Source organism: Bifidobacterium sp. M0353, from assembly GCF_016100645.1.
Classification (GTDB): domain Bacteria; phylum Actinomycetota; class Actinomycetes; order Actinomycetales; family Bifidobacteriaceae; genus Bombiscardovia; species Bombiscardovia choladohabitans.
Map to the genome: position 1 here is coordinate 962,446 of NZ_JACFSB010000001.1, position 24,030 is coordinate 986,475.

The window sequence follows — 24,030 nt, forward strand, 5'->3', positions numbered from 1 at the left end:
CCCTTGATGCACGGTCAGGCGCGCAATACGGCGCCCAGACCCGCAGTCTTGTCAACGATGGCCTGGCGCAGGGATTCGCTGTCCTCGGACGTCAATGTACGGTCCGGGGCGCGGAAAGTAACTGCGAAGGCCAGCGATTTTGCATGCTCACCGATCTGATCGCCAGTGAAAACGTCGAACAGCTCGATGGATTCAAGACTAGACCCAGCCGCTTCTCTGATGGCGGAAGTCAGGTCCGCTGCCGAGACCGTGTCCGGCACGGTGAAGGCCAGATCCTGGCGGACCGGCGGGAAGGTCGAGACCGGCTTGGCCTGCAGGGGCGTGTAGTCCAGGTGGTCCAGCACCGTGTCCAGACTCAGCTCGAAGGCGGCCGAATGTGCAGGAAGGCCCAGAGCCTGATCAACCCGGGGATGCAGCTCGCCCACCATACCGGCAAGCGTGCCATCATCGAGGACCAGTCTGGCGGTACGGCCCGGATGCCACTGATCGGGCACCTGCTCGGCCGGGGGCTGCTCCAGCCGATAGTCGGCGCCCAGCCTATCCAGAACCCGACGAGCCGATTCGACTGCATCGGTCCAGTCCACATCCCTGCTGTCCTTGAGCCAGCCGTCCTCCTGGGCGCGGCCGGTCAACAGGGCCGCCACATGCAACCGCTGCTCCGGCAGACCCTGGTCCAGTCGGGCCAGATCCTCGTCGCTGGGCCGCACGCCGCCCGGAAGGGTGGGTACCGCAGGAGCCTTGGGATCGCGACGGAAGACATAGCCGATCTCGAAGAGACGTACATCCGTGTTGCCGCGACGCAGGTTGCGCTCCACGGTGTTGGCCAGTGGCAGCAACAGGCTCTGCCGCAGGTAGGGCCGGTCAGCGGCCATGGGATTGGCCAGCTCCACGCTGTTGACATGGACCTCGTCAGGATCCATGCCAAAGGCCTTGAAATCATTATCGCCGACGAACGGGTAGTCCAGGACCTCGGTCAGCCCGTACTCGGCCAGGGTGTCGGCCACCCAACGGCGACGCTGCTGGCGATCGGTCAGGCCAACCGCACCGGACACCTTCGGTGATGGCACGGTGACGGGGATGCGGTCATAGCCCACCAGGCGGGCCACCTCCTCGACCAGGTCGCAACCCTCGCCCAGGTCGGGCCTCCAGGTTGGCGGGGTCACCGACAGCCGGTCCTGAGGATCACCCTGGACCGTGCAGCCGATGTCACGCAGGATGGCCACGATGCGTTGGGGCTCCACCTCCAGTCCGGTCAGACGTGCCACCTCGCTGACCGCGAAGTCGATGACCGGCATGGGCTTGGTCTGGTCCATATCCAGCGGGGCATCCAGGTCCTGGCCACCGGCAAGGCGATGCAACAGGTCGGCGGCCATGGCCGCGGCGGCCGGCTGCATCTGCGGATCGACCCCGCGTTCAAAGCGCTTGGAGGCCTCCGAGGGCAGCTTGTGGCGACGTGCGGTCCGGGCGATGGTCACCTGGTCGAAGTGGGCGGACTCGATCAGGATGTTCTTCGTCTGATCGGTCACCTCCCCATACAGACCGCCCATGACCCCGGCCAGACCCAGGATGCGGGAGCCCTCTTGTCCCTCGGGTGAGTCGGTGATGAGCAGATCTTCGGTACTGAGCTGGCGATCCTTTCCATCCAGAGTTGTCAGGTGCTCGCCCTGCCTGGCCCTGCGGACGACGATGGGGCCGCTGAGCTTGTCCAGATCGTAGGCGTGCAGGGGCTGGCCCAGATCCAGCATGACGTAGTTGGTGATGTCCACCGGCAGGCTGATGGAGCGCATGCCGGCCCGCACCAGCCGACGACGCATCCAGCTGGGAGTGGCGGCTTTGGGGTCGCACCCGGTCAGGGCCCTCAGATAGTAGCGGTCACAGCCGACCTGACCATGAATGGGGTTGTCGTCCTCAACATGCACGGCCAGCGGAGCCTGATCCTCCTGAGTTGCGGAGGCAGGCACGGTCTTGTTCAGCTCAATCACCGGATCCGTGTACTCGGCGCCCGTGGAGTGGTGGTATTCCCGGGCAACCCCCCGGTAGGAGAAGGCGTAGCCACGGTCCGGGGTGATGTTGATTTCAAGCACGGGCCTGTTCATATGCAACAGGGTCATGGCATCGTCCCCGGGCTTGAGCTGATCGTACTGCTCGGGGGTGAACCCGTAATCGCGCAACAGGATGATGCCCTGATGGTCCGAACCCAGCCCCAGCTCACGCTCGGAGGCGCACATGCCGTCCGAGATGTGGCCATAGGTCTTGCGCGGTTCGATACGGAAGTCCCCGGGCAGAACGGCCCCCGGCAGGGTCACCACCACCTTCTCGCCCGCAGCCATGTTGGGTGCCCCGCAGACGATGCCCCTGGGCACCTTGCGGCCCTGGTCGTCCACAGCGTTGTACTGCTCGCCCACATCCACATGGCACCAGTTGATGGTCTTGCCGTTCTTCTGAGGCTCAGGCTCGGCATCCACCACATAGCCGACCACGATGGGACCGGTCACTGTGGACTGATGGATGTCCTCCTCCTCCAGGCCGACCCGGACCAGGTCCTTGGCCAGCTGTTCATAGGTCAGATCCTCGGGAACCTGCACATGCTCCTTGAGCCAGTCGATATCTACCATTGGCATCTGACGGTCACTCCCCCATCTCGAACTGCTGACTGAACCGCACGTCACCCTCGACCAGGTCGTGCATATCGTTGATGTCGTGGCGCAGGAGCAGGGTACGCTCCATGCCCACGCCGAAGGCGAAGCCTGAGTATCGCTGCGGGTCCACGCCGGCCGACCTCAGAACGTTGGGGTTGACCATGCCGCAGCCTCCCCATTCGATCCATCCGGGACCGCCCTTCTTGTCGGGGAACCACAGGTCCATCTCGGCGCTGGGCTCGGTGAAGGGGAAGTATGAGGGACGCAGTCTGGTCCGGGCCTCGGGGCCGAACATGGCCACGGCGAGCTTGTCCAGGGTGCCCTTGAGGTCGGCCATGGTCAGGTGCTCATCGACCGCGATGGCTTCGCACTGGTGGAAGACCGGGGTATGGGTGGCATCCAGCTCGTCGGTGCGGAAGACCCTGCCCGTGCAGGCCACGTAGAGCGGCACACCACGGGTTATCAGGGAACGGGCCTGGTCGGGCGAGGTATGGGTACGCATGACCATGTTGGACCCGACGAAACCGGCGGCGTCCCTGGCCTGGCTGCCCTTGACGTAGAAGGTGTCCTGCATCTGGCGGGCAGGATGGTCAGGGCCGAAGTTGAGGGCATCGAAGTTGTACCACTCGGCTTCCAGCTCGGGGCCCTGGGCGATGCTCCAACCCATGGAGACGAAGAAGTCCTCCACGTCCTCCATGAGCTTGGACAGCGGGTGCCGGGCGCCCTGGGGACGGCGGTTGACCGGCAGGGTCATGTCCACCTGCTCGGCAGCCAGGCGGCGGGACTCCTCCTCCTGGCGCAGCTGCCGCTCCTTGAGCCCGTAGGCACGGCCGAAATCAGCCTTGAGCTTGCCAGCCAGGCGGCCGGCGGTCTTCTTCTGATCCGCTGGCAGCCTTCCGATGATCCGTCCGGATCCGGCCAGGGCTGAACCTGTCCCCGCATATTTGGCCTTGATCGCCTTGAGCTCTTCCAGATCGGAGGCTTCGCGAATCCTGCCGATGCCCTCGTTGACCTCGTCGGTCATCGCCGCGGGGTCGAATTCTTCCTGTGCCACCATGGACCTTTCCACTGTTGCCAATGCCGTGTCCGGGCCGCAAATCAGCGGAAATCCCGGTCGTTGACGCCTTCACATTCTTTCAATACGACTCGACATGGCCACGGCGTAGAGCAGCACCGCCGCCGAGGTGGCCAGATTGAGGGATTCAGCCCGCCCGTATATGGGTATCCGAACGATCTGATCCATGGCCTGCAGCAGGTCATCAGGAAGTCCACGAGCCTCATTGCCGAAGAGCAGGGCCATGGGCTGACCCGCCGAGTCTGGCTTGGCCAGGGCACCGCCCGCCATCAATTCAGTCAGGGAGCGGACGGGTTTGTCCGGCGTGCCATAGACATCTGCCGCCACCATGGCCCGGCCCTGCCGTCTGCACAGGGCCAGGAAGTCCTCGGTGCCCATGGTCATCAGGGGTATATGAAAGGCCGAACCGGCCGTGGAGCGGATGACCTTGGGATTGGTGGGTTCCACGCACTGGTCCACCAGGATGACCGCCCTGCAGCCTGCGGCATCGGCGGTGCGGATGACGGTTCCGGCATTGCCTGGATCACGAATCTGCCAGAAGGCTGCCACCAGGTCGGGGCCCTGCCTCGTCAGGCTCCGGGGATCGTCAGGATCCGTCGCTTGGGCCAGGAATCCGTCCGTGCGCGCTTGGGCCAGAATCCCCTGGGCGTTGCCGCTGATGGCACGCATGACCCGAGCGGAGACAAAGTGCCCGTAGCAGTCGGGTAGCTCCCGAGCCTGCTCCATGATGGCGCCTACGGTCTCGTTGAGCGGCTGCTGATGACCGCCCTGGGCTACAGGAGAGGATTCGTCCGCCTGAATATAAAGGTCGGTCAGCAGGTCGGGGCGCCAGCGGACCGCCTCGCGTACGCTCTGCGGCCCCTCTATCAGGAAGCGGCCATGACGCTGCCGGGCCCGCCGATCCTGCAATTCAGCCAGACGGCGAATTCGTTGGGCACGGGGATTGTCAAGAAGGGAGTCATCAAAGGGCATGGCACAACTCTAGCCCCGGCAGTCGAGAGCCCGGCAGCCGGGCCTTGATGGGCCCACATCTGTGGGAAAGTTCACTGAAAGAAAGGTCTTCACCCCTTGTGCTCGCCGGACAAGGGGCTAGTGTGAAAGAACCGGTCGGGTCGACCACGTCCGTCGTTGGTCTGGCGCAGACCGACCATCACTCATCTGGCTTGGCCAGAATCATTGTGAGGAGACGATATGCCCGTATACACACTTCCCGATCTGCCCTACGACTACTCGGCGCTGGAGCCGTACGTGTCCGGCAAGATCATGGAGCTGCACCATGACAAGCACCATCAGGCTTATGTGAACGGTGCCAACAAGGCCCTGGAGCAGATCCACGACGCGGCCGAGTCCGGCAACGTGGCTCAGTCCAACCTGCTGGAGAAGAACCTGGCCTTCAACCTGGCCGGGCACAAGAACCACTCCATCTTCTGGAAGAACATGGCCCCGGCCATCGGCCAGGAACCCACTGGCGAGCTCAAGGCCGCCATCGAGGACCAGTTCGGGTCCTTCCAGGGCTTCCAGACCTACTTCGAGTCCATGTGCGCAGGCATCCAGGGCTCCGGCTGGGCCGTCCTTGCCTGGGATACCCTGGGCGAGCGCCTGGTCACCCTGCAGATGTACGACCACCAGGGCAACCTGCCCGTCACCATCTTCCCGCTGGTTCTGCTGGACCTCTGGGAGCACGCCTACTACCTGGAGTACCTGAACGACCGGGCCAGCTACGTCAAGGCCTGGTGGCACATCGTCAACTGGGAGGATGCCTCCAAGCGCTTTGACGAGGTGCGCAACATCAACACCACACTGGCCAGGTAAAAGACCAGCGCTTCCAACCACAGGCGGACCCCGGTCCTTTCCCCTCTCTGCGGGAGGCGGAAAGGACCGGGGTCCCTCCATATCCGGAGCCTGCTGCAGAAATCCCCGACAGTCAGTTGCCGAAGAAGGCGATGGAGCCGGTCAGTGCAGCCACGGTAAGGGAAATCGCGGGCACGGCCAGGCATATGAGCAGGAAGCCCGCATCACGTGGTCTGATCTGGGAGACCCGGGCATGGGTGCGCGGTGTGCTGCCGCCGAAGCCCCTGGCCTCCATGGCCGTGGCCAAGGTCGTCGAACGCCTGATGGACAGGACCAACAGGGCGAAAGCCTGTGGCATAAAGGCCTTGAAACGGTTCTCATCGCCGAGTCCACGGCTGCGGCGCGAGGCGGTCAGGGCCGACCAATCATCCTTGAGAACAGTGAAGAGCCGCATACCGGCCAGTCCCCCGTAGACGAAGCGATCAGGCAGGTGGAGCACCTGGCTGAAGGCGTCGGCCAGATCGGTGGCGTCTATTCCCAGTACGGTGATGATGGCCGGGATTCCGATGGCCAGGATTCGCAAGGCAGTGGCCAGGGCCAGATCCAGCGAGCGCTGGGTGATGTGGATCATTCCCCACTGCCAGAAGGTGGCGCCGCCGCTCTTGCCATAGAGGATGATCGCCAGGGCCGAGCCTGGCGCCCCCAGGAAGATGGGCCAGGTGGATCTGACCACGCGCAGGGGCGTGAAGCCTGCCGCACCCAGCAGCAGGAACTCCAGGATCAGGGCCGTCGTGGCCGAGACCGGGTCCAGACTGATCAGCAGGGGCAGAGCCGCCAGAAAGGCCCCGATCAGACGGAAGGCCGGATTGATGGAGGCTATGTATGACGACCGGCTGGCCGGCTTGACCGGCTCGTCCCGCTGATCCATGGGCGTGACGGTCAGTCTGGCCGCAACAGTCTCCTGAGGAGCCTGCAAGTCTGACCCGACTGCAGGCCAGACGGCCTTCCGGGCTCCCGGAGGCGTCATCTCCACCAGACGGGCGTCCAGGGCCTGGAACAGTTCCCGGTCGTGGGTGACCAGGATGATGCAGGCGCCCTGGTCGCGCAGGTCTGCAATCAGCCGGGCCATGCTGACCCAGGTGTTCCTGTCCTGCCCGAAGGTCGGCTCGTCAAGAATCAGCACCTGGGGCGCAGCGGCCAGGGCCGAGGCCACTGTGAGCCGCCGCTTCTCGCCGCCGGAGAGCGTGTAGGGGTTGGCTCGCGCGTACTGCCTCAGTCTGAAGCGGCCCAACAGTTCCAGGGCGCGGGTCTGGGCCTGGTCCTCGCTCATGCCGGTGCGGATGGGGGCCAGTTTGACCTCATCCAGCACCGTGCCCCGGGCGAACTGATGCTCGGGATTCTGAAAGACATAGGCGATGCGCGCCGCCAGCTGGGATGAGGTCCACCGGATGGGCTCGGACTCCACGGGCGTCTGCCCCTGGGGCCCCCGAAGCAGACGATTCCGGGCAAGGACCGAACCGGCCACCGGCTCCAACAGACCGGCCAGGGTCATGGCCAGAGTGGACTTGCCGGCCCCGTTGACCCCGACCAGGGCGGTGACCTGACCGGCCCTGAATTCCAGATCGATATGCTCGGCCACTGCCTTACCCTGACGGCCCACCGCCAGATCCCGAGCGGCCAGCAGGACGGGATGACCATCCTGGCCGGGACCGGATTGCCCAGACCTGATCCTGTCCTGGCCAAGATCAGGGAGCGAATCCCTGGCGCTCCTATAAACCTCGGGAACCCAGATACCCAGGGAGGCCAGGTCCAGTTCGGGATCAGTGAAGACCTCCTGGGGACTGCCGTCGGCCATGATCACGGTCTTGCGATAGGACTCAGCGCCCGAACCGCCGGCACCGCCTTCAACTTCACCCAGCCCGAGCACGATGACCCGGTCGATCATGTCCATCCAAGGCCCCGCCCGGTGCTCGACCAGAACCATGGTGGAGCCTTGCCGGTCCAGGACCTTTCTGACGGCATCGACTATCTGCTCGACGCCGACCGGGTCCAGGTTGGCCGTAGGTTCGTCCAATAAGAGCAGCCCAGGCTGCATGGCCAGGGCGCCGGCCAAGGCCAGACGCTGCATCTGCCCTCCGCTCAGATGCATGGTGGACCGGGTCAACTGCAGGTCAGCCAGGCCCACCTCGGCCATGGCCTGACGCACCCGTGGCCAGATCTCATCTCGAGGCAGTCCCATGTTCTCCGGTCCGAAGGCCACATTGTCGCCAAGGCGCTGAAAGATGGCCTGAGCATCCGGGTCCTGAAGGACCAGTCCCACACGCCCCCGGCTGGAGACGGCGGGATTGCCGTCGATCAGGACCTGGCCCTGGGTCACCCCGCCCTCGTCATCCTCGACCTGGTCCTGGCCGCTCTGCGGTGCATGATCGCCCAGCAGCCCGGCCACACCTTCAAGGATGGTCGATTTGCCAATGCCCGAGGCTCCCAGCAGAAGCACCCGCTGACCTGCAGGAATGCGCAGGGAAAGATCCCTGACGGCGAAGTGGTTCCGATAGGCATGCCGGTACCCCCAGCCGCGCAGTTCCAGGGCTGCGGGTCGATAGGGATTGTCCTGGATGCTCTGGTCCACTCCCGAGCCTCTACTTCCCGGCCATGCGAATATCGCGGCCGGAGGCGAAGCGGTCCAGGGCCCCGGTCGCGGCGATGGCCTTGTAGAGGTACCAGACCAGCACTCCGGCGATCAGCGCGCCCGAAATCAGAGTGGCTATCAGATAGATCACCCCGTAGGGGCCGGTCAGGTTGATGGCCTGCAGGTGCGTGCAGAAGGAGTATAGCCAGCAGCCGAAACCAGCAGCCGCACCGGACAGCGCCACCGTGGGCATGTTCCAACGCCGATAACGTAGCAGCATGAAGACCAGCTCGGCCATGAAGCCCTGAAGCAGACCGATCAGTATGGTCTCCACAGGCACCCATTGGCTGCCCAACAGCGACTCCAGGATGGCTGCCACCAGCTCGGCGTAGACGGCAGCCCCCGGCTTGCGTACGATGACCAAAGCCAGGGGCCCGGCGAATAGGTAGAGGCCGTTGAGGATACCTCCCAGACCGGGCACAACCCCATCCAGGAAGGACCAGGGAATGGTGGTCACCATGGCGACCACCCAGTAGATGACGGCGGAGGCCACCCCGATGACCGAGGCGACGGCGATATCCACCACCCTCCACCGTTTGGAGGGGATCCTGACCTGGGAGGGGGTCCGCTCAGACTCCGGCTCCGATCCGGAAACAGTATTGTTCATGAAATGACCATCGGTCATGATCTTGTGCCTTTCCTCGGGGCGCTCCCTATGAGCGCCATCCCGTTCAGGCACGGGTCCAGTGACATCCGTGCGCCGGCATTACCCGGTAAACGTTCGTCCGGTTGAGGCTGAGCCTCCTCTCAGCCGCACGCCCTCAGGCATACGGCCCCCGTGTCACCTATAACCCTAGAACACACCGTGGCCAAAAAGTCAGTTCTGACCCGCGCCCAGGGAATCCAGCAGGAGGGCCTCGGTGATGATGTTGTCGACCAGCCCCTGCAGGGAGATGGACTCGTTCGGACTGTGGGCGTTGGACTGGGGATCCTCGGGGCCGGTCACCAGAACCTGAGCCTCAGGGAAGAGCCGCTTGAGTTCGGGAATGAAGGGGATGGATCCGCCCTCGCCCTTGTTGACCGGGTCGCGTCCGAAGGCCTGCCGCATGGCCTCCTCGGCCTGCCGGACCACCGGGCTGTCGGCATCCATGGCCCATCCCATGCCCATGTCGCCGGGCGTGACCTCCACCCTGGCCCCCTGAGGAGCATGGGCGATCAGGAAATCGGCCAGTGCCTGCGCGGCCTGCTCAGGACGCTGGATGGGCGCAGTGCGCAGGGAAATGCGGAAGCGGGTCTTATCGGCCAGCACGTTGAAGGAACCCTCCACCGGGTGGGCATCGAAGCCGATCACCGCCGCCGCCGGCTTGGTCCAGAGCCGGGAGGCCAGGGAGTCGGTTCCGGCCAGCCGGTAGGAGTCCACCACGCCGGCATCGGCACGCAGCTGGGCCTGGTCCAGGTCACGCTGCAGGCCGCCGATGGGCTGTCCGCCCTCCAGGCCGGGCACCGCCAGCTGACCCTGGTCGTCATACATGGAGGCGATCAGCATGGCGGCCAGGGTGTTGGCATCCAGGATGGGCCCGCCGAACTGCCCGGAGTGGACCGGGTGCTCCAGGACTGTGACCGTGACATCCAGGTCCGCATTCCCTCGCAGCGAGGTGGTCAGACTCGGGGTGTCCGCCGACCAGTTGCCCGAGTCGGCCACGATGATCAGATCCGAGGCGAAATCGTCCCGATGAGCCTGGAGGAAGGGGATGAAGCTGCGCGAGCCCATCTCCTCCTCACCCTCGATGAAGACCTTGACATTGACGCGCAGGTCCTTGTCCAAGGCGTGCAGGGCCCCCGAGTGGATGGCGATGCCGCCGCCGTCGTCGGCCGATCCGCGTCCGTAGAGCCGTCCATCCTTCTCGACACCGGTAAAGGGATCAGTGGACCACTGGGAGGGATCGGGCACCGGCTGCACATCGTGATGGGCATAGAGAAGGACGGTCGGGGCATCGGGATCCACCTGCCGGGATCCGATCACCTCGAAGGCGCCCGGGGTGCCGTCAGGATTGGTGGCCTGGACCACCCGGGCATCCACGCCCACCTGTCTAAGCTGCCCGGCCACATAGTCGGCCGAGCGGCGCATGTGATCCCCGGTGATCCCCTTGGCCGAGACCGAGGCCAGGGCGATCTTGTCCTTGAGCAGATCGACGATCCGGCTTCTATCGTCCTGCACACGGGTGCGGATCGTCTCCAGGCCCAGTCCCGCCATCGCTACCTCCTATAATTGCTTGCGTATCAATGCTTGCGAGTCTAGGCGTCACCGTAACCTGTTCGCATGACATGGAACCCCTTCTCACGCAAGGATCGACGGGACAAAGAGGCGGAGGCGGACCAGAAGGCCTCCACTGAAGAGGCACGAGGCAAGGGACGACCCACCCCTAAGCGCAAGCAGGCCGAGGCCCGGAACCTGCGCCCTCTGGTCCCCAAGGACCGCAAGGCCTCACGCAAGGCCGCCAAGGCCAGGATCCGAGCCCGTGAGGATGCCCAGTACGAGGCCATGAGGACCGGCGACATCGACCACATGCCCAAGTCGGAGCGCCTTCCCTGGAGAATCTACATCCGCGACTATGTGGATGCCCGCTTCAATCTGCTGGAATGGATCTTCCCGGCCATCATCCTCATGTTCGTGGCCACCCTGATGGGTATGTTCGTGGGTCCGCAGCATTACGCCACTTTCACCATGGTGGTGACCATCCTTCTATATGGCTACCTGATCGTGGCCCTGATCGACACCTGGCTGATGTGGCGCAAGCTCAAGCGGCTGCTGATCGACAAGTTCGGCGAGCGCTCGGTGGCCAAGGGTTCACGCTCGGCCTCCTATGCATGGCAGCGGGCTATGATGGTCCGGCGCTGGCGGGTCCCCAAGCCCAGCCAGAGCAAGCGTGGGCACTTGCCCAAGTGACAGCCGGTTGTCCTGACTTACCGACCCATCGATTAGCCGCGCCGCCCGGTTCCACTTGAGGTTCCGTGCGTTCTTCGTATTCACTCCACATTCTGCTGATGGTCTTCATTCTCCCAGCCTCTACGGCTAGCATGGATTGCTATGCAGCAATCGATCAACCAACCCGGCACAGAGTTTCTTGACCCCTGGGATGCCGACAGCCGCCAGTACGACACCATCATCATCGGATCCGGTCCGGGCGGCTATGCCACGGCCCTGCGCACGGCAGAGCTGGGCGGACGCGTAGCCCTGGTCGAGCAGGACCTTGTGGTCGGCGGCGTCTGCCTGAACCGCGGATGCATCCCCACCAAGGCCCTGCTGACCGCCACCCAGGTTCTCGAACAGGCTGACCTTGGGGCCGCCATGGGCATCAACGTCAAGTCGGCCGACATCGACTACCAGAAGCTCCAGGATTATCAGGACCGAATGGTGGACGCCATGACCGGCGGCCTGTCGAGCCTGCTGAAGCAACGCGGCATCACCGTGGTGCACGGCCACGGCACCATCGTCGGCGACGGCCTGGTGGAGGTGACCGACGATGACGGCAATCGAACCCGCCTGACAACCTGCGACACCATCCTGGCCACCGGTTCTCATGCCAGGGCCCTGGAAGAACTCCCCTTCGATGATCTGGTCATCGACACCGACCGAGCCCTGACCCTCAAGCCTTTCCCCCACCGGGCTCTGATTATCGGATCAGGGGCTGTGGCCCTGGAATTCGCCACCATTTGGAATCAAGCCGGTTGCCAGGTGACCCTGATGATCAGACGGGACCGGGTGCTCTCCCACTGGGGTCGGCGGACCGGTCAGATTCTGACCCGGGAGTTGGAGCGTCAGGGAATTCAAATCATCACCCACGCCCGCTGTTCGGGCGGACACCGTCTACCCGCTGATGGAGGCATTCAGGTCGACTACCAGCCAACGGACGACAAGGGCCAGGCGGGAACGATCGAGACTGATCTGGTCCTGGTGGCCATCGGCAGGGACCCCAATACCGATCCCGAGCACATGAAGGAGCTGGGCATCGATCTGGACGACCATGGCCAGGTCCTGACCGACTCCCAGGGGCGCACCAGCCGTGACCGGGTCTGGGCCCTGGGCGACATCACCCCGGGTCACCATCTGGCCCACAGGGCCTTCCAGCAGGGCATCACCCTGGCCGATGCCGCCTCCGGCCTGGACCCCGAGCCGGTCAACGAGGCCACCATCCCCCGCGTGGTCTTCTCCTCCCCCCAGGCCGCAGCTGTGGGCTTCAGCCGTCAGGAAGCCGAGGACGATCCATCGCTGAACCAGGTCAAGGAGACCATCTACCCCATGATGTCCAACTCGCGCATGCGCATGAGCGGCATGCAGGGCACCCTCAGCCTGATCACCGCCTGCCCGGCCACCGACATGGAGAAGCAGATGGTTGTCGGTCTGGAGATGGTATCCCCCCAGGCCTCCGAGAACATCGCCGAGGCCCAGCAGCTGGTTGGCAACCAGATCCCCCTGCACCGTGCGGCCGGGCTCATCCACCCCCATCCCACCTTCTCGGAAGCCATTGGAGAGGCCCTGCTCAAGGCTGACGGCAGACCCCTGAACATGCGGTAGGCATGCGGTAGACTGGTCAACCAGTGAACGTTTCCAAGTGAGGATGGCATGGCTACAGAGGACACCAAGGGCAAAAAAGCAAAAAAGAAGACCAGTACGATCAGCCAGATCGTCAAGATCTACCAATTCACTTATGAAGAGGACAAGGCCCTTCCCTGGCTGCTGGCCGCGGCCATTCTGGTACCCACCCTGATAGCAGTGGTGATCTGCCTGCTGGCCCACTTCGGCTGGTTGTCCTGGATCCTGACCGTGCTTCTGGGCATCATGGTCGGCCTGCTTCTGGCCACCATGACCCTGACCAGGCGATCAGACCGTGTCGGTTACGCCAAGATGGAGGGTCGTCCAGGCGCTGCCGCCGCCGTCCTGAGCAGCATCTCCAAGGCAGGTTTCTCCTTCCCCCAGGAACCCGTCTGGATTGACGCCAAGACCAAGGATGCCATCTGGAGGGGCACCGGTCGCACCGGGGTCTATCTGATAGCCGAGGGCGACTACAACCGCGTCAACAAGGCCATGAACCGCGAGGAGGAGAAGATCCGCCGCATCACCCGCGGGTCTGCCATCCCCATCTACCGGATCAGCGTTGGCCACGGCCCAGACCAGGTCCCGCTCAACAAGCTCCAGCGCACTGTGGTCAAGAAGAAGATCAAGCTGACCGCCACCGAGCTGGAGACCCTGAACGACCGGTTGGTCACCCTGCAAAAGCGGCAAAACGCCCTGGGAATGCCCAAGGGCATCGATCCGACCAGGATACACGTCAGCCGCAAGGCCATGCGCGGGCGCTGATGTTTTCCAAGGTCCCGGCATCTTCCACCAGGAAGGCGCCGGGACCTTCGCATGAAACACCCCCGTAACCTCAGTGGCGCATTGCCGAAAAAACCGGTCCCCTAGACTGGGGGACCGTTACGGTTTCCACGAAAGGAGCAGTTCAGTGAGAGAACTGAAGTCAAAGGCCGATTGCGAAGCTCTGATAAACCAGGAGGGCGTGGAATATGTCTCAGTCAGGTTCACGGACCTGATCGGGGTCCAGCAGCACTTCACCGTCCCCGCCAGCGAATTCCTCAAAGAGGCTTTCACGGACGGCATGGCCTTCGACGGCTCCTCCGTCCAAGGCTTCCAAGCCATCAACGAATCCGATATGAAGCTGATTCCGGATCCTGAAACAGCCTACCTGGATCCCTTCCGGCGCCACCGCACTTTGAATGTGGCCTTCTCCATCGTGGACCCGGTGACCGACGAGCCTTACTCGCGCGACCCCCGGCAGATCGCCTCCAAGGCCGAGGCCTACCTGCGCTCCACCGGCATCGCCGACACGGCCTCCTTCGCTCCCGAGGCCGAGTTCTTCATCTTCGACAAGGTCCGCTTCGAGAACAGCATGCAGCGCTCCTTCTACGAGGTCGACTCCATCGAGGCCCCCTGGAACTCGGGCGTGGATGTCGAGGAGGACGGCTCCGACAACATCGGTTTCAAGAACCGGGTAAAGAAGGGCTACTTCCCCGTACCGCCCATCGACCACTACCAGGATCTGCGCGACGACATGGTGGCCAACCTGCAGAAGGTGGGCCTGATTCTGGAGCGCTCACATCACGAGGTGGGCGGCGCCGGCCAGCAGGAGATCAACTACCGCTTCAACACCCTGCTGCACGCTGGCGACGACCTGATGAAATACAAGTACGTGGTCCACGAGACCGCTGCCCTGGCCGGCAAGGCGGCCACTTTCATGCCCAAGCCCATCGCCGGGGACAACGGGACCGGCATGCACTGCCATCAGTCCCTCTGGAAGGATGGCAAGCCCCTCTTCTACGACGAGAACGGCTACGGTGGTCTCTCCGACATCGCCCGCTGGTATGTGGGCGGCCTGATTGAGCATGCCTCGTCCGTCCTGGCCTTCACCAACCCCTCCACCAACTCCTACAAGCGGCTGGTGCCCGGCTACGAGGCCCCGGTCAACCTGGTCTACTCGGCCAGGAACCGTTCGGCCGCCATCCGCATCCCCCTGGCCGGCACCTCTCCTGCCGCCAAGCGGATCGAGTTCCGCGCCCCCGACCCCTCCTGCAACCCCTTCCTGGCCTTCTCGGCCCAGCTGATGGCAGGACTGGACGGCATCCTCAACCACACCGAGCCCCCGGCCCCCATCGATAAGGACCTTTATGAGCTGCCCCCGGAGGAGCACGCCCGGATCAAGCAGGTGCCCGGCTCCCTGGAGGAGGCCCTGGACGCTCTGGAGGAAGACCACGACTTCCTCAGCGAGGGCGACGTCTTCACCGACGACCTGATTCAGACCTGGCTGGACTTGAAGCGCGGTGAACTGGACCAGACCCGTCTGGCCCCCACCCCCCTGGAGTATGAACTCTACTTCCACATCTGAGTTCGCATGACGACCAAGGCCGGCTGACCGGACAGGTCGCAAAAGGCCCGATCCTTCCTGCTGAGGGGTCGGGCCTTTTGCGTCGTCACACAACCATCGGCATTCGCCCATTGATGGCAACACGCCAGCCCCGGCATACCGGCAGGCGGTCAGGCCAGAATGAGGAGAGGTATGGAAACAGATCCGATGGAGGTGGAGACCGATGCGCTGGCTGCGTGAGTTCATGGAGTTGCCCGTATATCTGCGAGCCATGCTCATCGTGGACCTCATGTGCAACTTCGGCATTGGCCTGGTCATGCCCATTGAGTTGCTCTTCGCCACCCACTCCCTGGGCGCCACCATGAGCGAGGCCGCCCTTCTGGTGACCATCAGCTCGGTAGGTTCCCTGATCTCCAACCCCATCATCGGATGGGTCTCGGACCGTCGCTCCTCCTGGCTGGCCATGCACACGGCCATGATCTTCTCGGTCATCGGCCCCCTGATCTTCACTATGGCCCACGACTACCGGGCAGCGGTGGCGGGCGCCTTCGTCTCTGGCCTGGGAATGGGCATGCAGACCTCCTGGGCCAGCATTCTGACGCAGATCTCCACCAGGGAGCAACACCGGATCGTCTACGGAATCAACCAGGCCGAGCTCAACCTGGGCATCGGCCTGGGAGCGGCCGTGGGCGGACTGCTGGCCGCAGGCGGTCAGGACTTCCTCTATCGCATTGGCTTCGGCGGCAGGGCCCTGGGATTCGCCCTGCTCAGCCTGTCCCTGTTGGTCATCGAACGCCACTGGCAGCTGCGTCGGTTGACGGCCGAGCTCAAGGCCCAGGCGGAGCGGGAGGTCGTCCAGGAATCCGCTGGGGCCACCGGCGCCCTGCAGGCTAAGCAGTCGGACAACAAAGCAAGCATGGCCATCAACGGCACCTTCGGCGGGCGGACCAGCTCCCTGACCAGGGTGCTGGCATCCATGGCCCTGCTGACCCTGGGCACCTTCTTCATGGACCTGTTCGGCTACTCCCAGTTCGACGCCGGCCTGGTCACCACCCTGATCTCCGATCCGCACATCCCCCGCTGGTCCCTGTCGGTGGTGGATGTGGTCAACACCTTCTCGGTGGTCATCATGAACATCGTGCTGCTGCCCCGCCTCAAGGACGCCAACCATGTGCGAATGTTGCGCACCGTACCGGTCTTCTGGGCTGCGGCCTGGGTGATCATCGTCCTGGGCCTGCGCCTGGATTCCACTGCCGGCGCCCTGAGCGTGGCATCCCTGGGCATCACCATCTTCGGACTGGGCGAGGTCATGATGGGCATCTCCCAGCCGGTGGTGGCCGCCGAGCTGGCCGGACCCTCGTTCAGCGGGCGCATGTTCGGCCTGCTCAACACCGCCGCTTCCCTGGGCTACATCGTGGGACCCATGTTCGCCTCCTACATCCTGGCAGGGCATGAGACCATTCCCTTCCTGGCCATGTGCGCCATCGGCCTGGTCGTGCTGGCCGTCCCCTGGTTCCTGGCCATCCCCTCGCGGCAGATCACCAGCCAGAAGAGCCCGGCCGCCGTCTGACCTCGGGAAAGGCACGGCACCGGACCAACAACTTTTGAGGGGCGGTCGATTCGAGGAGCGGTCAAAAAGGCATACCCTCAATGACCAGTCCGACAGACTGAGTTACCTCTTGAAAGTCAGTCCTCGTTTAAAGTCAGTCTTCATCGGCTGCCCTATGGGCATCGCCGGGCTCCGAACCCGCCATCAGGGTCTTGGCCAGGTCCACAAACCGTCTGGTCAGCGGAGAATCGTCCAGGGAACCATCTGGTCTGAGCACGGCCGGACGTCCGGACTCCCCCGACTCGCGCAGGTCGGTCTGCAGGGGCAGTTGTTCCAGCAGGGGCACCTGATACCCCAGATCCCGGGTCAGCTGGTCGGCCACACGCTGGCCTCCCCCCTGACCGAAGATGCGCAGACGCTCGCCATTGTGCTCGTACCAGGACATGTTTTCGATCACACCCTGGACCTTGGTGGGCAGCTGCAGGGCCACCAGCCCTGAACGCACGGCCACCTGAGAGGCCGATGGCTGGGGGGTGGTGACCACGATCAGCCGGCTGTTGGGGAGGGCCTGGGCCACGGACAGGGCCATGTCCCCGGTGCCTGGGGCCAGATCCAGCAGGAGCACGTCGGGGTCCCCCCACCAGACATCGGAGAGGAACTGCTCCAGCGAGCGCTGCAGGCGCGGACCCCTCCAGAGAATGGCCCGGTCCGACCCGGCGAACATGCCGATGGAGATCAGCTTGACCCCCCAGGCGGTCACCGGCATCAGCATGCCATGCAGATTGGTGGGCCGACTGTGCACGCCGAAGAGCCCAGGCAGGGAAAATCCGTAGATGTCAGCGTCGATGGCGGCAGTGTCATAGCCCAGGGCCGCCAAGGTGGCAGCCAGATTGACCGTCACCGAGGACTTGCCCACGCCCCCCTTGCCGGAGGCGATGGCGAAGATGCGGGTGCCCACGCCAGGCTTGGAGAAGGGATTGCTGCGCCGGGCCGCCTTGAGGTCGGCCACCAGGTTGTCCAGCTTCTCCCGACTCATGGAGGAGACATCGATATGCGGGCGCAGCCGGGCTCGCGGGTAGGAGGTCACGGTCCCGTTGATCTGGTTGGTGATGGTGGTCGACAATGGGCATCCCTTGATGGTCAGCTCCACCCGTACGGTCACCTCGTAGTCGGCCTGGGCATCCCTGGCTGGCTCGACGATGATGTCGGTGATCATGCCAAGATCGGTGATGGACCGTCCCAGTTCCGGATCGATGACCCGGCTGAGCCGCTCATAGACCTCCCCCTTGATTCTTCGAGGTAGCTCCTCCAGATTCCGGGTCCCTTCCTTGCGATGCTCTACTTGTTCCATGCCGTCACCATATCGCGCCCAGCCATCGGCTGCCAGGGCGCGGCTGGTCGGATATTGCGAATGTCACAATCAGGCTTGGGCCGGGTTGGGGTCACCGGTGTCAAGCAGACGGTGGAAGGCTGCCTCGTCCAGGATGGGCAGGCCCAGACTCTCGGCCTTGTCAGCCTTGGATCCCGGGTTGGCGCCCACCACCACATAGGTGGTCTTCTTACTGACGGACCCCGAGGCCTTGCCACCGCGCTCCACGATGGCCTCCTTGGCGGAGTCCCTGGAGAAGTCCTCCAGACTGCCGGTGACCACCACGGTCATGCCCTTCAGGGTCTGCGGCTTGGTGCTGCGTTCCACGTGAGCGCCCACCCCGGCAGCCTGCCAGGCATCCAGGATGCGCCCGCGCCAGTCGCCGGGCTGTCGGGCACCCTGGAACCAGTCGTGGATGGAGTGCGCGATCTCGGGGCCCACCCCGTCCAGCTCGGACAGGTCCTCCACGCTGGCCTCCTCCACTGCCTTGAGCGACGGGAAGCGGGTGGCTATGGCCCGGGCCGAGGTCGGTCCCAGGTGCCGTATGGACAGGGCCACCAGGACCCTCCACAGGTCGGCATGCCTGGCCTTGTCGATCTCTTCGAGCATCTGCAGGGTGTTCCTGGATGGTTGGGCATCGGCACTGCCCAGGGCGGCCTCCTGGACCTGGGTTTCATGACTGTTCATGGTCCGTTCGCCTTGGTTATAGAAGGCGGGCACCCGGTACCAGAGACCGCTGCCGCCAGTCCGGCGCTTTGTTGTAGTGTGCCCCTGTCGGCCTTCGACCTCCACCTGCTCCATCAGGGGAACCTCACGCCAGACATAGACCTGGCGCAGGTCCTCCACTTTCAGGTCGAACAGGCCCGCCTCGCTGGTCAGAACCGGATCCTGATGTGGTGGAAGCCTCAGGTCCGGGTCCGGCTGGTAGGGGGCTGCCTGGCCGCCCTGGTCGACCAGGACCTCGCGCAGGCCGGGAGCATAGACCTCCACGGAATCGGGACGGTTCTCATCGGGGTTGGTCAAGGCTATGGCGCTCTGCTCCCCCAGATGCTCGATATCCAGGGCCTTCCGCGAGGCCATATGAATGATCCGCTCGGTCAGCTGGGCCGGGCAGGACTCCACATTGGGGCAGCGGATGTCCACATCGCCCTCCTTGGCCGGAGCCAGGCGGGCGCCGCAGCTGGGGCAGGTCTCGGGCATGACGAAGGACCTCAGATCCTTCTCACGTCCCTTCCTGGCCTCGACGACCGGTCCGACCAGCTCGGGGATCACATCGCCCGCCTTGCGGACCACCACCGTGTCCCCGATCAGAATACCCTTGCGCTTGACCTCGGAGGCGTTGTGAAGGGTGGTCCTGGATACTGTGGAACCTGCCACGGTAACCGGGGTGAGAACCGCCACCGGGGTGATTCGCCCGGTCCGGCCCACCTGGACGGTGATGTCCAGAAGCCGGGTATTGACCTCCTCCGGAGGGTACTTGTAGGCCACGGCCCAGCGGGGGGCACGCGAGGTGGCTCCAAGCCTACGCTGAAGATCCCGGTCCTGAAGCTTGACCACGATGCCGTCCAGGGCATGCTCGATGTCATTGCGGTGCTGACCGTAATAGTCGATCATGTCCAGGATCTGATCGAAGGAGGTGACAACCCGGTTGTGGGGCGAGACCGGAATCCCCCACTGCTTGTAGAGGTCGTAGGCCTGGGACTGGTCGATGACCTCGTCGTGGGTCCCCTTGGGGTGGGCCGGGCCCCACCTCAGGGAACCCAGGCCGTGGGCGTAGAAGCTCAGACGGCGACTGGCGGTGATGCGCGGATCCTTCTGCCTGAGCGACCCGGCGGCGGCATTGCGGGGGTTGGCGAAGGGCGCCTTGCCCTCCTGTTCCTGCTGCTCGTTCAGGGCATTGAAGTCGTCGAACCGCATGAAGACCTCACCACGGACCTCCACGAACTCGGGGATGTCGCGGGCCGGGCCCGACAGGTTCTGGGGAATGCCCGGAATGGTTCTGACGTTGAGGGTGATATCCTCGCCGGTAACCCCATCCCCCCTGGTCAGGCCCTGCTCCAGGACCCCGTTGCGGTAGAGGAGGTTGAGGGCCAGGCCGTCGATCTTGACCTCGCTGGTCATGGGCAGGGCCTTGTCCTGCGGCCAGTCGAGCTCGTTGCGAAGCCCGTCATACCATTGGCGCAGCTCGGCGACGCTGAAAACGTCATCCAGGCTGAGCATCCGGGAGGGGTGGCGGACGGAGGCGAAGTCGTTGGAGAAGGTCCCTCCGACCCGGTGCGTTGGCGACTGGGGGGTATCCAGGCTGGGGAAGCGGGATTCCAGCTCCTGCAGGCAGCGCATCCTGGCGTCATAGGCCGCGTCGGAGGAGACCGGCGCATCGTCTATGTAGTAGGCGACCTGGTCGGACTCCACCCAGGCGGCCAGCCTGGACCATAGACGCTGGGCCTGTTGGGCTCCCAAGGAGTCAAGGTCAAGTTCCCCCAGTCGCATGGCATCAGCATCGTCAGGCTGCAGGGAGGCTATCCATCGGTCAGTGCCCGGCCTGGGCCTGGACTCGGCATTCCCGCCCTCATCACTGGTTTGCTGAATATCTTTCTGAGCTGTTCCGTCATGCATTGAGCGACCTCATGAACTGTGCCTGTACCACATCAACACCTTCATTATCGTCGTCGTTCATCCTGGCGGCCGCCATTGACAGGGTCCGGGCCGGGACGAAGAGCCCGCCGTCCACACAGATGCGCGCGGCCTGGCGCACTATCGAAGCCACCTCGGTGTGAGGCCAGACCGGCAGGCCATGTTCGGCCAGCACCCGTCGAGCCTGCCTGTGGTCTTCGGGCAGGACAACGCACTGGGAGCGGGCCCTGGCCTGCAGCTCGGCCAGCTCACTCTTGAGGGCCGGTATCCGGTCGGGGCTGATGTGCTCGCTCATCAGATAGGCCGCTGCAGCCACGTCGAACTCGTCGCGCATCCATGAGGCATAGGCCAGACGGTAATAGGCAAAGGAGGCATCGTCCCTGTCCAGAGCCACCCGCAGGGCGTTCAAGGTGGCAGCCCGGGCCGAATCCCAGTCCTCCCGGTTGGCCAGCATGACCGCCAGCTTCAGGTGGGAGAGCGGGTAGGCGGGCGCATAGGCCACCATGGCGTTCAGATGCTTGAGGGCTGCCTGGTCCTCCTTGAGCTGGGCCAGGAGGTCGGCTATCTCCAGGTGGGCGTAGAAGAGGTTGTCAGGAATGAGCAGGGTACGCTCCCCCGGTGTGGCGAAGAGGCGGTTATAGACCACCCGCTCGGCGTAGGAATTGAAGTAGCGGGGCACCTGGCCCTCGGCCGCAAAGACGGCATCCAGATGAGCGATAGCGTCTTGCTCCACCTGTATGCCCTGGGCCGCTCCGCCGGAAAAGAGCAGATCGCGGGCCCTGACACGCTCCTTGTCCAGTTGGGAGGACAAGGAGAAGTCGAAGTCTGGAACAGGGGTGCCGTCGATCATGGCGCTGGCAACCTGTGGGGATAGCTGTTCCAGCTCCGGGTCACCGATGCTTTCTATGATGCTCGTGGCTTCCTGGGCCTTGGCTGCCGAAGTCATGGTCCGGTCCGAAGCCAGCTGATGGAAACCTCCTACAGCCCTTTGCAGCAGGTCGGCCCGTTGGATGGAAAGGTCCACGGCCTTATGCGCGCCCAGGGCCTTGGCAGACTTGTCGGCAAAGGCCACCTCCGAAAACTCGGGCTCCTCCTGGCTGCCATGAGGGCTGAAGTGGTCATCGCGCATGTCGAAGACGGCCTCGGTGGGCTTGAGCCCGCCTTGGGAATCCACCCGCATGGCCGCATCGAAGAAGCGGTAGATGGCACGTGGATCCTTCAGCCCCTGCGAACGGATGCGGGAGAGGAGGAGTTCCCTGCTGAAGACCACCGAGACAAGTGTGCGAATGGTCGGATTGCTCTGCAGGGCGCTGAGCGGATTCTGGGATGCATCTTCGTCAGTCTGATCCTGAGAGGCATCCTCATCCGAGGCATCCTCCTTGGATGCATCATCATTGGCTGACGACGGCGGCGCAAAGGCGGCAGAGTCAAGGTCCACGCCCTGCATAAGATCCTTGAACTCTCGATCCACGGATTCCTTTTCACCCTGATCCCCTGCCTTGTCCTCCTCATTGCCCTCTTGCTGCTCAGGAGCCATACGTGAGGCAATGGGCTTGGTGGGATCGCCGTGCACGTCGCCATCCTTGGGATCAGCCTTGGACCCAGTGGGGGCCACCTCGCCGGAACGCATGCGCTCAAAGGCCTCCAGGGCCTGTCCCATCATGGTCCTGATGGCCGAGTTCTGCTGGTCGACAGCCTCCTCCAGACCGATTGAGTCGATCTGCAGGCTGACCTCGCGCACGGAAGGATCCACCCCGAAGGCCAGGGCGGCCATCATCAGCCCGACGCGCAGGTTGTAGTCAGCGCTCATGGCGGATCGCTCGCCGTCGTCCAGGTCCCGCCAGGCCCGTGACTGGTCCTCATAGCGGCTGGATGGCATCATGGTGCGTCCTGCCGCAGTGAAAGCCAGGGCCACCTTCCCCTGGGCGAGGTTGGATCTGAACTCCACATCGAAGCGGAAGGGCAGCCGCAGGGATCGCATCAGCATGGACAGCGTCTGCCGGTAGACCCACTCGGAACGCACCGGCTCCTGACCCTGGCCGTCCGCTCGCACCGGCAGAGCCTGGGGAGCCTGTTGACGGACCATGGCAGCGGTTGCTGCGGCCTTGCCGACCATGGCGTTGATGGCGGTCCGCCCATCGTCCTCCAGGGGGTCGAAGCGAATCGGATAGTCTCCCGGGCGCATCAGGGCGACAATGGCAGGATCTTCCAACAGTGCCTGGTCCAGCCGGGTTGCCTGGACGCGGTTGATCGAGTCCTCAGTGGGCAGCGTCCCCAGGCGGGCATTGCGCTCCAGCCAGGCACTGACGGCAGCAAACCTGTTGAGATTGCCCTCGATGCGCAGGGCTGCAAGGGCGGCGGTGAACTCCAGTCCGTTGTCCCAGCTCAGGAAGTAGGCGCCGGAGTAAGAGGAAGCGTATAGATGCAGGGGTTCGGCCCCGTGAACAGCCTCAAGACCGGAGACAGGTGATAAGGCCCCGGCTTCGCGCATCAGGTCGGCGAACAGATCCTCCAGGCCGGAGACCCGCTGTCCGTGGGAGCGCGCCTGGATCATGTCGCCCACGCTGCGTCGGATGGCTCCCATGGGCGCCTCCCGGTTGAGCCGGTAGAAGATGTTGCCCGAGCCGAACCCGGTGAAGGTTCCCTGGATGCGCGGCAGCAGATAGGCGGCGAAGAAGCCGATGGCCACGGCATCCCGGTATTCCAGGTCCAGGCGCATCTCCGGGGGCAGGAGTGGACGCAGCTGCTCAAGCGAATAGCGCCCATCGGCTCGCAGCCAGGAGGCCAGCCAGCGCATGTGGCCGGCATCGTCACGGCCTGCTACAGCACCCTGCAGGGCCCGGACCGGCCCTGAATCCTGACCCGGATCACGACCCAGCCGGCGACCGTCGGCCAGGGTCACCTCCTCTTCCCGACCCAGCAGGAAGGCGGGCTCCATGTTCTGCAGGTCCATCCGACCCTGCTCGCCGATGAAGACACGGCCATGGTCGTCGGCCAGAGCGATCTGGGCAAAGTGACGACGATCGGTGAAGATCCCCAGCGCGAAGCCGCGGCCCGGCGCGTCAGGCCACTGGACCCAGCCCAGCGTCAGCCCCTCAGGCACGCCCTGCAGCCGAGGAAAAAGCCGGCGCTTGACAGCGATACCCAGGATACGGCTGTGGGAGGCCAGAAATTCGCGCATCTGCCGATCGTCAGGATGACGCCCCGTCCGGTTGATCAGATTGACCATGTCGGCCACCGAAGAATCCAGGGGACGATCCCCGCGACCCCCTATGGTCGGCCGAGAGGAGCCTACCAGTCCTTCCAGTGCGGAAAGAATGGAACGGCCCAGGCCGGACAGATTCCCGAACCCCCGGGACTTCTTCGCGTTCTTGGACATACCTTTGATTGTCCCAATCCAGCCCGACATGTCGCCGTTAGAATA

At 64.2% G+C, this 24,030-nt stretch carries 15 protein-coding genes and 1 riboswitch; of the genes, 6 read left to right on the plus strand and 9 right to left on the minus strand.

Going from position 1 to position 24,030, the window contains the following annotated elements; all coding sequences use genetic code 11:
- Positions 1-14: 14 nt before the first annotated feature.
- The 3 genes from pheT to H3V04_RS03985 all read right to left on the minus strand — a co-directional run bounded on the left by pheT (position 15) and on the right by H3V04_RS03985 (position 4,686).
- Positions 15-2,621, minus strand: a complete 2,607-nt coding sequence (gene pheT, locus H3V04_RS03975) for a phenylalanine--tRNA ligase subunit beta (protein ID WP_198187282.1) — start codon at positions 2,619-2,621, stop codon at positions 15-17.
- A gap of 7 nt (positions 2,622-2,628) precedes the next feature.
- Positions 2,629-3,696, minus strand: a complete 1,068-nt coding sequence (gene pheS / locus H3V04_RS03980; RefSeq protein ID WP_045935521.1) for a phenylalanine--tRNA ligase subunit alpha — start codon at positions 3,694-3,696, stop codon at positions 2,629-2,631.
- Positions 3,697-3,765: 69 nt separating this feature from the next.
- Complete coding sequence (locus tag H3V04_RS03985) at positions 3,766-4,686, minus strand: RNA methyltransferase (protein WP_198187283.1); 921 nt, start codon at positions 4,684-4,686, stop codon at positions 3,766-3,768.
- 219 nt (positions 4,687-4,905) lie between these two features.
- On the opposite strand from H3V04_RS03985, the gene H3V04_RS03990 reads away from it, so the two are divergent.
- A complete protein-coding gene (locus tag H3V04_RS03990; protein WP_015022073.1) occupies positions 4,906-5,526 on the plus strand; it encodes a superoxide dismutase in 621 nt (206 codons plus the stop codon).
- Between the two features lie 112 nt (positions 5,527-5,638).
- Here the strand turns inward: H3V04_RS03990 and H3V04_RS03995 are convergent, their stop codons facing one another.
- From H3V04_RS03995 to H3V04_RS04005, 3 genes are all read right to left on the minus strand, one after another.
- The gene (locus H3V04_RS03995; RefSeq protein WP_198187284.1) at positions 5,639-8,134 is read right to left on the minus strand and encodes an ATP-binding cassette domain-containing protein; all 2,496 of its coding nucleotides are present in this window, start codon (positions 8,132-8,134) and stop codon (positions 5,639-5,641) included.
- A 10-nt stretch (positions 8,135-8,144) separates the two neighbouring features.
- Complete coding sequence (locus tag H3V04_RS04000) at positions 8,145-8,819, minus strand: ECF transporter S component (RefSeq protein WP_232339078.1); 675 nt, start codon at positions 8,817-8,819, stop codon at positions 8,145-8,147.
- 49 nt (positions 8,820-8,868) lie between these two features.
- A riboswitch (TPP riboswitch) is annotated at positions 8,869-8,984 on the minus strand.
- A 27-nt stretch (positions 8,985-9,011) separates the two neighbouring features.
- Positions 9,012-10,388, minus strand: coding sequence for a dipeptidase (locus H3V04_RS04005; protein WP_198187285.1), 1,377 nt, complete (start codon positions 10,386-10,388; stop codon positions 9,012-9,014).
- 66 nt (positions 10,389-10,454) lie between these two features.
- Between H3V04_RS04005 and H3V04_RS04010 the strand changes: the two genes are divergently transcribed.
- The 5 genes from H3V04_RS04010 to H3V04_RS04030 all read left to right on the plus strand — a co-directional run bounded on the left by H3V04_RS04010 (position 10,455) and on the right by H3V04_RS04030 (position 16,624).
- Positions 10,455-11,081: a DUF3043 domain-containing protein gene (locus H3V04_RS04010; RefSeq protein ID WP_198187286.1), complete on the plus strand. Its 627-nt coding sequence runs from the start codon at positions 10,455-10,457 to the stop codon at positions 11,079-11,081.
- 141 nt (positions 11,082-11,222) lie between these two features.
- A complete protein-coding gene (locus tag H3V04_RS04015) occupies positions 11,223-12,710 on the plus strand; it encodes an NAD(P)/FAD-dependent oxidoreductase (protein ID WP_198187287.1) in 1,488 nt (495 codons plus the stop codon).
- Between the two features lie 48 nt (positions 12,711-12,758).
- Positions 12,759-13,493, plus strand: coding sequence for a DUF4191 domain-containing protein (locus H3V04_RS04020; RefSeq protein WP_198187288.1), 735 nt, complete (start codon positions 12,759-12,761; stop codon positions 13,491-13,493).
- 145 nt (positions 13,494-13,638) lie between these two features.
- Positions 13,639-15,075 carry a type I glutamate--ammonia ligase gene (gene glnA, locus H3V04_RS04025; protein ID WP_045935527.1) on the plus strand — a complete coding sequence of 479 codons (1,437 nt, stop codon included), beginning with the start codon at positions 13,639-13,641 and terminating at the stop codon, positions 15,073-15,075.
- Between the two features lie 202 nt (positions 15,076-15,277).
- Complete coding sequence (locus H3V04_RS04030; protein WP_198187289.1) at positions 15,278-16,624, plus strand: MFS transporter; 1,347 nt, start codon at positions 15,278-15,280, stop codon at positions 16,622-16,624.
- A gap of 133 nt (positions 16,625-16,757) precedes the next feature.
- Here H3V04_RS04030 and H3V04_RS04035 read toward each other — a convergent pair whose 3' ends face one another.
- From H3V04_RS04035 to H3V04_RS04045, 3 genes are all read right to left on the minus strand, one after another.
- Positions 16,758-17,954 (minus strand): Mrp/NBP35 family ATP-binding protein, encoded by a 1,197-nt coding sequence (locus H3V04_RS04035; protein WP_045935529.1) that lies wholly within the window; start codon positions 17,952-17,954, stop codon positions 16,758-16,760.
- A 69-nt stretch (positions 17,955-18,023) separates the two neighbouring features.
- On the minus strand, positions 18,024-20,588 hold the full coding sequence (ligA, locus tag H3V04_RS04040) for an NAD-dependent DNA ligase LigA (RefSeq protein ID WP_198187290.1): 2,565 nt from the start codon (positions 20,586-20,588) through the stop codon (positions 18,024-18,026).
- Positions 20,581-23,985: a tetratricopeptide repeat protein gene (locus H3V04_RS04045; RefSeq protein WP_232342452.1), complete on the minus strand. Its 3,405-nt coding sequence runs from the start codon at positions 23,983-23,985 to the stop codon at positions 20,581-20,583. The genes ligA and H3V04_RS04045 overlap by 8 nt, the downstream gene beginning before the upstream one ends.
- Positions 23,986-24,030: the final 45 nt, after the last annotated feature.

Bases quoted from the DNA above. Each gene is read 5' to 3' on its own strand.
- pheT (WP_198187282.1), bottom strand. From the start codon at position 2,621: ATGCCAATGGTAGATATCGACTGGCTCAAGGAGCATGTGCAGGTTCCC.
- pheS (WP_045935521.1), bottom strand. From the start codon at position 3,696: ATGGTGGCACAGGAAGAATTCGACCCCGCGGCGATGACCGACGAGGTC.
- H3V04_RS03985 (WP_198187283.1), bottom strand. From the start codon at position 4,686: ATGCCCTTTGATGACTCCCTTCTTGACAATCCCCGTGCCCAACGAATT.
- H3V04_RS03990 (WP_015022073.1), top strand. From the start codon at position 4,906: ATGCCCGTATACACACTTCCCGATCTGCCCTACGACTACTCGGCGCTG.
- H3V04_RS04000 (WP_232339078.1), bottom strand. From the start codon at position 8,819: ATGACCGATGGTCATTTCATGAACAATACTGTTTCCGGATCGGAGCCG.
- H3V04_RS04005 (WP_198187285.1), bottom strand. From the start codon at position 10,388: ATGGCGGGACTGGGCCTGGAGACGATCCGCACCCGTGTGCAGGACGAT.
- H3V04_RS04010 (WP_198187286.1), top strand. From the start codon at position 10,455: ATGACATGGAACCCCTTCTCACGCAAGGATCGACGGGACAAAGAGGCG.
- H3V04_RS04015 (WP_198187287.1), top strand. From the start codon at position 11,223: ATGCAGCAATCGATCAACCAACCCGGCACAGAGTTTCTTGACCCCTGG.
- H3V04_RS04020 (WP_198187288.1), top strand. From the start codon at position 12,759: ATGGCTACAGAGGACACCAAGGGCAAAAAAGCAAAAAAGAAGACCAGT.
- H3V04_RS04030 (WP_198187289.1), top strand. From the start codon at position 15,278: ATGCGCTGGCTGCGTGAGTTCATGGAGTTGCCCGTATATCTGCGAGCC.
- H3V04_RS04035 (WP_045935529.1), bottom strand. From the start codon at position 17,954: ATGGAACAAGTAGAGCATCGCAAGGAAGGGACCCGGAATCTGGAGGAG.
- ligA (WP_198187290.1), bottom strand. From the start codon at position 20,588: ATGCATGACGGAACAGCTCAGAAAGATATTCAGCAAACCAGTGATGAG.
- H3V04_RS04045 (WP_232342452.1), bottom strand. From the start codon at position 23,985: ATGTCCAAGAACGCGAAGAAGTCCCGGGGGTTCGGGAATCTGTCCGGC.